The organism is Bacillus sp. UNC125MFCrub1.1 (assembly GCF_000701305.1).
Classification (GTDB): domain Bacteria; phylum Bacillota; class Bacilli; order Bacillales; family Bacillaceae; genus Bacillus; species Bacillus altitudinis.
The window spans coordinates 468,650-481,467 of the sequence record NZ_KL370769.1 but is presented as its reverse complement, the minus strand read 5'-3'; the positions used below and the strand labels follow the sequence as shown (position 1 = coordinate 481,467).

The 12,818-nt window shown below is 42.2% G+C and carries 13 protein-coding genes; all 13 read left to right on the top strand.

Features of this window, described 5'->3' with window-relative positions:
* The first annotated feature begins 6 nt into the window (after positions 1–6).
* Complete coding sequence (rbfA, locus tag N521_RS15215) at positions 7–357, top strand: 30S ribosome-binding factor RbfA (RefSeq protein ID WP_007499525.1); 351 nt, start codon at positions 7–9, stop codon at positions 355–357.
* A gap of 68 nt (positions 358–425) precedes the next feature.
* Positions 426–1,355 (top strand): tRNA pseudouridine(55) synthase TruB, encoded by a 930-nt coding sequence (truB, locus tag N521_RS15210; RefSeq protein ID WP_008344736.1) that lies wholly within the window; start codon positions 426–428, stop codon positions 1,353–1,355.
* A gap of 18 nt (positions 1,356–1,373) precedes the next feature.
* Positions 1,374–2,324 (top strand): bifunctional riboflavin kinase/FAD synthetase, encoded by a 951-nt coding sequence (gene ribF / locus N521_RS15205; RefSeq protein ID WP_035392042.1) that lies wholly within the window; start codon positions 1,374–1,376, stop codon positions 2,322–2,324.
* Positions 2,325–2,479: 155 nt separating this feature from the next.
* Entirely contained in the window at positions 2,480–2,749 is a 270-nt protein-coding gene (gene rpsO / locus N521_RS15200) for a 30S ribosomal protein S15 (RefSeq protein WP_008354438.1), read from the top strand.
* Positions 2,750–2,932: 183 nt separating this feature from the next.
* On the top strand, positions 2,933–5,050 hold the full coding sequence (gene pnp, locus N521_RS15195; RefSeq protein ID WP_007499522.1) for a polyribonucleotide nucleotidyltransferase: 2,118 nt from the start codon (positions 2,933–2,935) through the stop codon (positions 5,048–5,050).
* A gap of 125 nt (positions 5,051–5,175) precedes the next feature.
* Complete coding sequence (locus N521_RS15190; RefSeq protein ID WP_035392036.1) at positions 5,176–6,129, top strand: polysaccharide deacetylase family protein; 954 nt, start codon at positions 5,176–5,178, stop codon at positions 6,127–6,129.
* Positions 6,130–6,162: 33 nt separating this feature from the next.
* Positions 6,163–7,392, top strand: coding sequence for a M16 family metallopeptidase (locus N521_RS15185; protein WP_017359067.1), 1,230 nt, complete (start codon positions 6,163–6,165; stop codon positions 7,390–7,392).
* Positions 7,393–7,465: 73 nt separating this feature from the next.
* Entirely contained in the window at positions 7,466–8,392 is a 927-nt protein-coding gene (locus N521_RS15180) for an aminoglycoside phosphotransferase family protein (protein WP_025207347.1), read from the top strand.
* A gap of 62 nt (positions 8,393–8,454) precedes the next feature.
* Positions 8,455–8,727, top strand: coding sequence for a YlmC/YmxH family sporulation protein (locus tag N521_RS15175; RefSeq protein WP_008344726.1), 273 nt, complete (start codon positions 8,455–8,457; stop codon positions 8,725–8,727).
* A 123-nt stretch (positions 8,728–8,850) separates the two neighbouring features.
* Positions 8,851–9,753 carry a dipicolinic acid synthetase subunit A gene (gene dpaA, locus N521_RS15170; RefSeq protein ID WP_017359065.1) on the top strand — a complete coding sequence of 301 codons (903 nt, stop codon included), beginning with the start codon at positions 8,851–8,853 and terminating at the stop codon, positions 9,751–9,753.
* Positions 9,750–10,343 carry a dipicolinate synthase subunit B gene (dpaB, locus tag N521_RS15165; protein WP_008344723.1) on the top strand — a complete coding sequence of 198 codons (594 nt, stop codon included), beginning with the start codon at positions 9,750–9,752 and terminating at the stop codon, positions 10,341–10,343. The genes dpaA and dpaB overlap by 4 nt, the downstream gene beginning before the upstream one ends.
* A 139-nt stretch (positions 10,344–10,482) precedes the next feature.
* Positions 10,483–11,502 (top strand): aspartate-semialdehyde dehydrogenase, encoded by a 1,020-nt coding sequence (gene asd, locus N521_RS15160; RefSeq protein WP_008344721.1) that lies wholly within the window; start codon positions 10,483–10,485, stop codon positions 11,500–11,502.
* Positions 11,503–11,594: 92 nt separating this feature from the next.
* Positions 11,595–12,809, top strand: a complete 1,215-nt coding sequence (gene dapG, locus N521_RS15155; protein WP_025207348.1) for an aspartate kinase — start codon at positions 11,595–11,597, stop codon at positions 12,807–12,809.
* Positions 12,810–12,818 lie beyond the last annotated feature (9 nt).

The following is a 12,818-nucleotide window of genomic DNA, read 5'->3' as shown; positions in this document are numbered from 1 at the left end:
AAGATCATGAGTATGAGAGCAACCCGTGTGGGTGAGCAAATGAAAAAAGAATTAGGCGACATCCTTGGCAGAAAGCTAAAAGATCCAAGAATCGGCTTTTTGACTGTAACGGATGTTGAAGTATCCGGTGATTTGCAAATTGCTAAAGTCTATATTTCTGTTCTTGGCGACGAGAAGAAAAGAGAGGAAACCTTAAAAGGCCTTGCAAAGGCGAAAGGGTATATCCGCTCTGAAATTGGCAATCGAATCAGACTTCGCAAAACACCAGAGCTTCACTTTGAATTCGATGAGTCTGTAGACTACGGTAACCGAATTGAAAGCCTGATTGCTGAACTAAACACAAAAGATCACGAATAAGACGTTGAAATAAGGATAGGCGATGATCGTCTGTCCTTTTTCATCGTTTATGAAAGGAGAGAACGCAGGTGCAAAACGGTGTTCTTTTATTACATAAAGAAAGAGGCATGACCTCTCACGACTGTGTGTTTAAAGTGAGAAAGATTTTACACACAAAAAAAGTGGGACATACAGGGACACTCGATCCAGAGGTTTCAGGTGTTCTGCCTATTTGTATTGGACGAGCGACAAAAATTGTGGAGTACTTAACAGATAAATCGAAAACGTATGATGCGGAAATCACCATTGGATTTTCTACAACGACAGAAGACCAAACAGGTGAAGTAGTAGAAGAAAAAAAGGTGCCGGTACCGATGTCAGAAGATGACATTGATGCTGCGTTGAAACAATTTGAAGGAACCATTGAACAGATCCCTCCGATGTTTTCTGCTGTGAAAATTGGCGGAAAAAAGCTCTATGAATATGCGAGGCAAGGCATTGAAATTGAACGTCCAAGCCGTGAAATTACCATTCATCGCATCGAGCGGACAACACCTGTCACATTTGAAAATGGTAAAGTATCATTTAGATTCACCGTACTGTGTTCAAAAGGCACATATGTGAGAACGTTAGCCGTCGATATCGGAAAAAAACTTGGGTTTCCAGCCCACATGTCTCACCTCATTCGCATAGGATCTGGTGACTTTACGTTAGATGAATGTATCACTCTTGATGAGTTGCGGGAGATCAGCGAGAAAGGAACGGTTGAGGAACATCTTGTGCCGATCGAGCGTGCGCTCAATCATTTGCCGAAATGGGAGATAAATGATACATTAGCAAGTAAAGTGGAAAACGGTGCAGTCCTACCTATGCCTGATGAATTTGCTCATTTTGCAGAGGAAGATCGTGTCGCTGTCTTTGCTCCTTCAGGCCGTTGTATGGCGATTTATATGAAACACCCGACCAAACAGAACCTGATGAAGCCGGCGAAGATTTTATCACAGGACAAGCAATCTTAAAGAAAAGGTGACCATCTCGTGAAGACTATACATATTTCACACCCACATACATTGAATCAAAAGGATCAAGTCCCGTCTGTGATGGCTTTAGGGTATTTTGACGGTGTTCACCTCGGACACCAAAAAGTGATTGATGCAGCGAAAAACATTGCGGAAAAAGAGGGTTTAGCTCTAGCTGTCATGACTTTTCATCCGCATCCATCACATGTTCTGCAAAAAGCACGTGAACCAAAAGACTTAATCACACCGCTTGAGGATAAGATTGATTTTATCGAACAATTAGGTGCTGACTACTTATACATTGTGCAATTCAGCGAAAGCTTTGCAGCACTGTCTCCTCAAGACTTTGTCGATCAATATTTGGACGAACTGAATGTGAAGCATGCAGTCGCTGGTTTCGATTTTACATTCGGCCGGTTTGGCGCAGGCACAATGGAAACGTTTGACGAATACGGGAAAGGGCGGATTGCTGCGACCATTGTACCTAAGCTTTCCAACCAAGACCGGAAAGTCAGCTCAACCCTTATACGTTCCGCATTGAAAAATGGAGACGTTGAATATGTGAGTGAGCTTTTAGGCAAACCGTATCAGCTGCGAGGCATTGTGATTCATGGAGATAAACGAGGACGCACGATTGGCTTCCCAACCGCCAATGTTGGTTTATCTGCTGAATACATCATCCCGCCAACAGGCGTATATGCAGTGAGAGCGGAAGTGAAAGGCAAGGTGTATGACGGTGTTTGTAACGTTGGCTACAAACCAACATTTTATGAAAAACGTCCTGATCAGCCTGCGATTGAAGTGAACCTTTTTGATTTTAACGAAGAAATTTATGGTGAACCGATTAAATTACAGTGGTACAAACGGATTCGCAGTGAACAAAAATTTAACGGTATTCAAGAATTAACGGCTCAAATTAGTCAAGATAAAGAAGAAGCGATTCAGTTTTTTCAAAATTATCTTCATTAAACAAAAAAATCGCAGAAAAACCGCTCTATCATTTGCAAAATCGGCATATTTTTAGTATGATAATTCCTGTAGCTTTAAAACCACTTACTTGGCAGGCCGACTTCACCGACGGTTGCGAGGTAGATGGGGCTAACATGATTTGGAGGTGAAACAGGATGGCTATTACTCAAGAGCGTAAAACTCAATTAATTAATGAGTTCAAAACACACGAATCTGATACTGGATCTCCAGAAGTTCAGATCGCTGTCCTAACAGAATCAATTAACAACTTGAACGAGCATTTACGTACTCATAAGAAAGATCACCACTCACGTCGCGGTCTTTTGAAAATGGTAGGTAGACGTCGTAATCTTCTTACGTATCTACGTAATAAAGACGTAACTCGTTACCGTGAGTTAATTAACAAACTAGGCTTACGTCGATAATCGTAAAAAGCGGGAGGATTCCCGCTTTTTTATCGTATAATCACTAATATTTTATGGTTAAAATGTTGAAAGAATGGCAAAAACCCTTCTACATACAGCTTTCACATTGATATGTGAAAATCATTTTGTTCATAATAAGAAATAACCTAAAAACTTTACGACAAGAGAGGAGTTTATCACAGAATGGGACAAGAGAAACAAGTCTTCACCATAGACTGGGCTGGACGTCAACTGACAGTTGAAACTGGCCAGCTTGCAAAGCAAGCAAACGGAGCGGTTCTCGTACGCTACGGAGATACGGCTGTGCTTAGCTCAGCAACAGCTTCTAAAGAACCAAAACCACTTGATTTTTTCCCGCTCACTGTAAACTACGAAGAAAGATTATATGCAGTTGGTAAAATTCCTGGTGGTTTCATTAAAAGAGAAGGCCGCCCAAGTGAAAAAGCAATCCTTGCGAGCCGCTTAATTGACAGACCGATCCGTCCACTATTTGCAGACGGATTTAGAAATGAAGTACAAGTCATTAGTATTGTCATGAGTGTGGATCAAGATTGTTCATCTGAAATGGCTGCAATGTTTGGCTCATCTTTAGCTTTATGTGTGTCTGACATTCCATTTGAGGGACCAATCGCTGGCGTGACAGTAGGACGAGTAGATGGAAAGCTCATCATCAACCCAAATGTTGAGCAGCTTGAACAAAGCGATATCAACCTTGTTGTAGCTGGAACAAAAGATGCAATCAACATGGTAGAAGCTGGTGCTGATGAAGTACCAGAAGAAACAATGCTTGAAGCCATCATGTACGGCCATCAAGAGATCAAACGCTTAATCGAATTCCAAGAAGAAATTGTAAAAGCTGTCGGTAAAGAAAAAATCGATATTCCTTTATATGAAGTCGATCAAGCATTAGCAGAGGAAGTAAAACAACTTGCTGAAGCGGATCTACTGAAAGCGATTCAAGTACATGAGAAGCATGCTCGTGAAGATGCCATCAGTGCTGTGAAAAAAGCTGTCGTTCAAAAATTTGAAGAAGAAGAGCGTGACGAAGCAACGATTAAACAAGCGAAGGATGTCTTAAACAAGCTTGTGAAAAACGAAGTTCGCCGCCTTATTACTGAAGAGAAGGTACGTCCAGATGGACGCGGCGTTGATCAAATCCGTCCACTTTCTTCAGAAGTAGGACTTCTTCCAAGAACGCACGGTTCAGGATTGTTTACAAGAGGCCAAACACAGGCACTCAGTATTTGTACATTAGGTGCACTTGGTGATGTACAGATTCTTGATGGTCTTGGTGTTGAAGAGTCTAAGCGATTCATGCACCATTATAACTTCCCACAATTCAGTGTTGGTGAGACCGGCCCAATGCGTGGTCCAGGCCGTCGTGAGATTGGACATGGTGCGCTAGGCGAACGTGCATTAGAGCCAGTCATTCCATCTGAAAAAGATTTCCCTTATACGGTTCGCCTTGTGTCTGAGGTGTTAGAATCAAACGGTTCTACTTCACAAGCAAGTATTTGTGCGAGCACACTTGCGATGATGGATGCAGGTGTTCCAATTAAAGCACCAGTTGCAGGGATTGCAATGGGACTTGTTAAATCTGGTGAATACTACACAGTGCTGACAGACATTCAAGGAATGGAAGATGCACTTGGAGATATGGACTTTAAAGTAGCAGGTACATCTAAAGGTGTAACAGCGCTTCAAATGGACATTAAAATCGATGGTCTATCAAAAGACATTTTAGAAGAAGCACTTCAACAAGCGAAAAAAGGAAGAATGGAAATTTTAGATAGCATGCTGTCAACGATTCCAGCTTCTAGAGGAGAATTGTCACGTTATGCACCAAAAATCTTAACGATGACAATCAATCCAGATAAAATTCGCGATGTCATTGGACCAAGCGGTAAACAAATCAATAAAATCATTGAAGATACCGGTGTGAAAATTGATATTGAACAAGACGGTACAATCTTTATCTCTTCTACTGAAGAAGACATGAACCAAAAAGCGAAGAAAATCATTGAAGATCTTGTCAGAGAAGTTGAAGTTGGCCAACTTTACTTAGGTAAAGTGAAACGAATTGAAAAATTCGGTGCCTTCCTTGAAATCTTCAGCGGCAAAGATGGACTTGTTCATATTTCTGAGCTTGCACTTGAACGTGTTGGCAAAGTAGAAGATGTCGTGAAGATTGGTGACGAACTACTCGTCAAAGTCACTGAGATCGATAAACAAGGCCGTGTAAACCTTTCTCGTAAAGCTGTTTTACGTGAAGAAAAGGAAAAAGAAGAAAAGCAGTCTTAATGAGAACAAATAAAATGTGTTAGAAGCCAGGTATCCGTGCCAGGCTTCTTTCTTTTCTTGCGCGTAACAATAGTTCTAGCTTGTTTCTCCCCATCATAATTTGTGGTAAAGGGGAGGGACAACCATTGAAAAAAACGATACCATTCTTTGTGTTTGTATTTTTACTGCTCGTGTCATATCAAACGATGAAGCAGCCGGCTGCTGTTACATATATGAATTCAATGAAAGAGCACGCCGAGGTAGCATCTGTTTCAAAAGATATTCTATATCAAGAGATCGAATCGAAGTCTTCTGACTATGAAGAGAAGCCGCAAAATGCTAAGATTGATAAAGTGTGGAAAAAGATGCCTGGTTTAAATGGACAGACAGTCGATATCGATGCTTCTTACGAAAAAATGAAAAAACAGGGCTCTTTCGATGAAAAGCTGCTTGTTTTTAAAGAAACAAAACCATCTGTCCATTTGCATGAACTTGGTGCTGAACCTATCTATAAGGGACATCCAGACAAAAAGATGAATGCATTCCTGATCAATGTAGCTTGGGGCGACGAGCATTTAACAAAGATGTTGAATACACTAGAAAAGCATCAAGTGAAGGCAACCTTTTTCTTAGAAGGCAAATGGGTGAAAAACAGTCCAGACCTTGCTAAAAAAATCGTGGCAGATGGTCATGAAATTGGAAATCATTCATACAATCACCCGGATATGCGCACACTGACAAGAGAACGAGCATTAGAGCAGATGATTAAAACAAATCGCCAAATTGAAGAATCCCTTGGGAAAAAACCGATATGGTTTGCGCCTCCAAGCGGCAGCTTTAAAGAAGAAACAGTAAAGCTTGCGAAAAAAGAAGGAATGGAAACCATTATGTGGACAGTAGACACGATCGACTGGCAAAAACCATCACCAGCTGTATTACAAAAACGAGTGCTTGGGAAAATTCACAATGGGGCGATGATATTAATGCATCCAACAGACGCAACAGCGAGAAGTCTTGACGCACTTATCACTCAAATCAAAGAAAGAGGATATGAATTAGGAACGGTTTCTGACCTTCTAAGTGAAAAAAGACATCCGTGATGCGATCTGTTTGTTGAATAGGAGGAGCAAAACTTGGTCAAAACGTATACATGCCAAAACGGAGTAAGAATTGTACTTGAAAACAATCCCACTGTAAGGTCTGTCGCAATTGGCGTCTGGATTGGAACAGGTTCTAGACATGAGACACCAGAAGTAAATGGGATCTCACACTTTTTAGAGCATATGTTCTTTAAAGGAACAAGGACGAGATCTGCACGTGATATCGCAGAATCCTTTGACCGCATTGGTGGTCAAGTGAATGCCTTTACGTCAAAAGAATATACTTGCTATTATGCAAAGGTACTTGATTCACATGCTGGGTATGCCCTCGATGTATTGAGTGACATGTTTTTCAACTCTGCTTTTGACGAAGAAGAACTGAAGAAAGAAAAAAATGTGGTCTATGAAGAAATTAAAATGTATGAAGATACTCCTGATGACATCGTTCATGATTTGTTAAGCAAAGCCATTTACGGTGATCATTCATTAGGTTATCCGATTTTAGGGACAGAGGAAACACTCTCTACTTTTAACGGTGATTCCCTTCGAAAATATATGGATGAATTCTATACGCCGGATCGCGTCGTCATCTCTGTTGCAGGGAACGTCGATGACACTTTCATTCGTGAGGTAGAAACATTATTTGGCTCGTATGAAGGAAAGGGGAAAAAGCAGCCTGTCGAAGCCCCGCAATTCCACTATGACAAACTGACACGCAAAAAGGAAACAGAACAGGCGCACCTTTGCATGGGCTTTAACGGACTTCCTGCTGGAGATCAGGGCATCTATGACTTAATCGTCTTAAATAATGTTCTAGGCGGTAGCATGAGCAGCCGGTTGTTCCAAGACGTAAGAGAAGATAAAGGACTTGCGTATTCTGTATTCAGCTATCATAGTTCATTTGCAGATAACGGAATGCTGACGATCTATGGTGGAACTGGAGCGAAGCAGCTGAACCTGCTATCTGAAACCATCTTACAAACATTAGACGTCTTAAAACGTGAGGGAATTACGCAGAAAGAACTTGAAAACTCTAAGGAGCAAATGAAAGGCAACCTCATGCTCAGTCTTGAAAGCACAAACAGCAAGATGAGCCGAAATGGTAAAAATGAATTACTCCTTGGCAAACATCGTACGCTTGATGAAATTATTGATGAAATCAATCGCGTCTCATTAGACGGCGTGAACAATTTATCGAAAAGAATCTTTACAGAAGATTATGCGCTCTCGCTTATTAGTCCGACGGGTGATCAGCCATCATAATGTAAACAACACGGCAGACTTCTCAAGAGGTCTGCCGTTTATTGTATACCAAGAAGAAAGGGGCCCTGCGTTCATGAAACACGAAAAACTGAAACAGCTATCTCCGCTTCTTAAACAAGCCATCTCTTTCCAGCCGATGACATCTGGATTTTCGGGAGACCGCACCTTTTTGGTCATAACGCCTAGTGAAAAGCTAGTACTCAAGCTATCAGACATTCAGAAATATTCCAGTTTGAAAAAGAAAGCGTCCATTCAGCAGAAGTTAAAAAATCGAGGCGTTATTTGTTCTGAAGTGATGGAGGTCGGAGTGAGTGCTGAACAAAACTGTACCTTTCGTATTTTTCCATTTATCGAAGGAGAGATTGCTAGAGCATCCATTCATCTGCTCACAGAAGAAGAGCAGTATGAAATCGGAAGGCGGGCAGGCAGAGACTTGAGTATCATGCATACATGCGATGCCCCTTTTTATGCAGCCCCTTGGGATAAGAAGGTATTAGCGAAACATGAACGGTATGTATATGCCTATCAATCAAGTGGAGTTGCCTTTTCCCATGATCAATTCGTATTAGATTTTATTCAGTCACATGCTGATGTAGTTAAAGAGAGACCAAACCAGTTCCAGCACGATGATTTTCATGTAGGGAATATCATCATACAACGTCATCAATATGCGGGTGTGATCGACTTTGATCAATCCGACTGGGGTGATCCGATTCATGACTTTTATAAACTGTCTTTATTCAGTCGAGAAAGCAGCATTCCATTTTCAGCCGGGCAATTGGATGCCTATTTAAGTACGCAGACAACACATGATTTTTGGCTTCTTTTTTCCATCTATACAGCCATGAGCTGTTTTTCTTCTATTGTTTGGACGTTATCCTATGACCCGGGGCATGTAAAAGACATGGTGAATCGAGTGGAGAGAATGCTGACAGACCATAAGCGTTTTACTCAACTGACGCCAGTTTGGTATACAGATTGGCTTGATTCGTGCGTGTAGAACGGGACGGTCTATTCACCCTCCGTGCTGCATATATGATATGGAAGGGGAGTGATGCGATTTTGAGGCTGAGTGAGCTGTCAGGAAAAGAGATCGTCGATATTAAAAGAGCGGAGCGGCTTGGCGTGCTTGGACAAACCGACCTTGAAATAAATGAACAGGACGGTCAAATTACAGCACTCATCATACCTTCCGTCAAATGGTTTGGCTTTCGAAAACAAGGAAATGACATCCGCGTTCCGTGGAATCACATTCAAAAAATAGGATCAGATATGATCATTCTCGATGTGCCTGAAGAACTTCAGCCGCACGGAGAAAAAGAGCACCCATCATAAAAGGGTGCTCTTTTTCTTTTCTCTCCCCGATTTGTTCACAGGCTGAATCCTCTCCTCATATGCTGAAAGGGAGATTCGGAAAATATTACAGACTTTTTTAAATAAAGAAGGTGAACGGTCAGTATGTTGAGCGGTTTAACGGTTGCGGTGATCGGGGGAGATGCTAGGCAGCTTGAAATCATTCGCAAGCTGTCACAGCAGCATGCCAAAGTGTTTTTGGTCGGATTTGATCAGCTGGATCATGGATTTATTGGTGCTGAAAAGCTGAAAATGTCAGAGCTTCCATTTGAGCAGGTAGACAGTATGATCCTTCCGGTATCAGGTGCTACAGACGAAGGGGTCGTTGCCACCGTTTTTTCAAATGAGAAGGTCGTGCTAGAAGCTAAATATTTAGAAAGAACCCCTGCACATTGTACCTTGTACTCAGGTATTTCTAATATGTACTTAGACAATATGGCAAAGCAGGTGAACCGGAAGCTTGTGAAGCTGTTTGAGCGAGATGATATTGCCATATATAATTCTATTCCAACAGTTGAAGGGATTATCATGATGGCTATTCAGCAAACGGACTATACGATTCATGGGTCACATGTCGCTGTTCTCGGGCTTGGTCGAACAGGGCTCACCATTGCCCGCACATTTCGGGCGCTAGGTGCGGAAGTGAAAGTTGGTGCTGCAGATACAGCCCATTTAGCGCGAGCCTTTGAGATGGGACTTGATCCATTTTCAATGGACCGTTTAAAAGATGAAGTAACGGATGTCGACATCATCATCAATACGATTCCAAGCTTAGTATTAGATTCATCTGTCATCGTTAGCATGACACCAAAGACACTCATTTTGGATATCGCCTCCCGCCCAGGTGGAACAGACTTTGACTTTGCACAAAAGCATGGAGTGAAGGCACTTCTTGCACCAGGACTTCCAGGGATTGTGGCACCAAAGACAGCCGGACAGATCATTGCAAAAGTGCTTTCTGGGCTCTTATGTGAACTTGCGGAGGAAAAAAGGGGGATGGAATCATGACAACACTAAAAGGGAAAAGAATCGGCTTTGGTTTAACAGGTTCTCACTGCACGTACGAAGCTGTTTTTCCGCAAATCGAATCACTCGTGAAAGAAGGGGCAGAAGTGCGTCCTGTCGTGTCGTATACGGTGCAAAATACGAATACGAGATTCGGAGAAGGAGCGGACTGGATTGAGCGGATTGAGAAGCTGACAGGATTTCAAGCGATTGACTCAATCGTCAAAGCAGAGCCACTCGGACCAAAACTTCCACTTGATTGTATGGTCATTGCGCCTTTAACAGGCAATTCAATGGCGAAATTTGCAAATGCACTGACAGACAGTCCAGTCTTAATGGCTGCTAAGGCGACCATTCGTAATCACCGCCCTGTCGTTTTAGGCATTTCCACCAATGATGCATTAGGTTTAAATGGTACAAATCTCATGAGACTCATGTCGACAAAGAACATTTTCTTTATTCCATTCGGCCAAGATGATCCATTCAAAAAACCGACTTCCATGGTAGCGCATATGGATCTACTGACGAAAACGGTAGAAGAGGCGCTCGAGCATAGACAAATTCAGCCCATTTTAATTGGAGCAAACGAATAATAGATTCACTAGAAAATCATGAAAGATTCAAAAAAGGTACTTCAAGCCTTGCTTTTCTATGGTAAAATAAAATGTAAAAAGTCATAGGATGGCCATCCGAAAGAAAAGAATCATGGATGGGTCGGAAGGAGTTTTACTGATGGGAAGAGGATTGCATGTAGCTGTAGTTGGAGCGACTGGAGCTGTCGGTCAACAAATGTTAAAAACACTAGCTGACAGAGATTTTGAAATGGATACACTTACCCTACTATCCTCAAAACGTTCTGCTGGAACAAAAGTGACATTCAGAGGTCAAGAGTATACCGTTCAAGAAGCAACACCTGAAAGCTTTGAAGGGGTCAATATTGCACTATTCAGTGCGGGAGGAAATGTTTCCAAAGCGCTAGCTCCTGAAGCAGTCAAACGAGGTGCAATTGTTGTCGATAATACAAGTGCTTTTCGTATGGACGAAAATACCCCTCTTGTCGTACCAGAGGTAAACGAAAAAGATTTGCATGACCATCAAGGGATCATTGCAAACCCTAACTGTTCAACGATTCAAATGGTGGCGGCGCTAGAACCGCTTCGTCAAGCGTATGGCATGAAAAAAGTCATTGTGTCTACTTACCAAGCAGTATCAGGTGCAGGACATGAAGCCATAGACGAACTGTACAGCCAGTCGCAAGCCATTTTAAATAAAGAAGATGTGAAACCAGAAGTCATGCCTTATCAAATTGCCTTTAATGCGATTCCGCAAATTGATAAATTCCAAGATAATGGCTATACATTTGAAGAAATGAAAATGATCAATGAAACGAAAAAAATCATGCATTTGCCAGAGCTAGAAGTAGCGGCAACATGTGTGAGACTGCCAATTGAAACGGGTCATTCAGAATCGGTTTACGTTGAACTTAAATCAAATGACGCAACGGTTGATGACATCAAGTCTATCCTAAAAGATGCACCAGGCATCACATTACAAGATGATCCGTCTCAGCAAATTTATCCAATGCCTGCAGATGCTGTTGGTAAAAACGACGTATTTGTCGGCCGCATTCGGAAGGATTTGGATCGTCCAAATGGCTTCCATATGTGGATTGTATCTGATAACCTGCTAAAAGGCGCTGCATGGAACTCCGTTCAAATTGCAGAAAGCTTACGAGCATTAAAATTAGTTTAACATTCAATGGATGATGAGGACGAATAGAAGAGAGTTAGGCATCTTTCGCCTGCTCTCTTCTGTTACGTCAGAATGAACTTGGAGTGAAAACAGTGAAAATAATTGTCCAAAAATTTGGCGGTACATCTGTCAAAGATGATCAAGGGAGAAAAAGGGCACTTGCACATATCTTATCTGCAAAAGAGAAAGGCTATAAATCGGTCGTTGTCGTGTCTGCGATGGGACGAAAAGGCGATCCTTATGCGACAGATACACTGCTAGGTCTGCTTTACGGCAGTGCGCAGCATATGACAAACCGAGAAAAAGATTTACTCGTGTCTTGCGGAGAAAATATTTCAGCTGTTGTTTTTTCAAGTATGCTGAATGAAAACGGGCTAAAGGCTGTTGCGATGACTGGATCACAGGCAGGCTTTGTGACGGATAAAGAACATACAAATGCGAAAATTATTGACATGAAGTGTGAACGTCTTGAGGCGGCACTTTCAGAGCATGATGTGGTTGTCGTAGCTGGATTCCAAGGCGCTGCAAAAAATGGAGACGTGACAACAATCGGACGAGGCGGCAGTGATACGTCAGCTGCTGCGTTAGGCGCTGCATTGCAGGCAGATTTCATCGATATTTTTACAGATGTAGAAGGGGTCATGACAGCAGATCCCCGTATCGTAGAAAATGCAAAACCACTGAGAGTCGTGACATACACAGAAATTTGTAACCTCGCATACCAAGGGGCAAAAGTCATTCACCCGAGAGCTGTTGAAATTGCCATGCAAGCAAAAGTACCAATGAGGGTCCGTTCAACATACTCTGATGATGAGGGCACACTCGTGACATCACACTACTCAGATAAAATGAGTCATGATGTGTACGACCGCCTGATTACGGGTATTGCACATGTCAATGATGTCACACAAATCAAAGTCCCAGCTAAAGAGGGACAGTACAGCGTACAAACAGAAGTCTTTAAAGCAATGGCAAATGCCCAAATCAGTGTCGATTTCTTCAACATTACACCGAGCGAAATCGTCTATACGGTGACAGGTGCAATGACTGAAAAAGCAACGGCGATCCTAAAAGATCTGGGCTATACGCCGATTGTCACGACAAACTGTGCAAAGGTATCAGCTGTTGGAGCAGGCATTATGGGTGTACCAGGTGTCACATCTAAAATTGTATCTGCACTATCTGAGCAAAATATTCCGATCTTACAGTCCGCTGACAGTCATACGACGATTTGGGTGTTAGTGAACGAAGAAAACATGAGAGCGGCTGTCAATGCCCTTCATGAAGTGTTTGAACTTTCAAGATAAATGTGATTG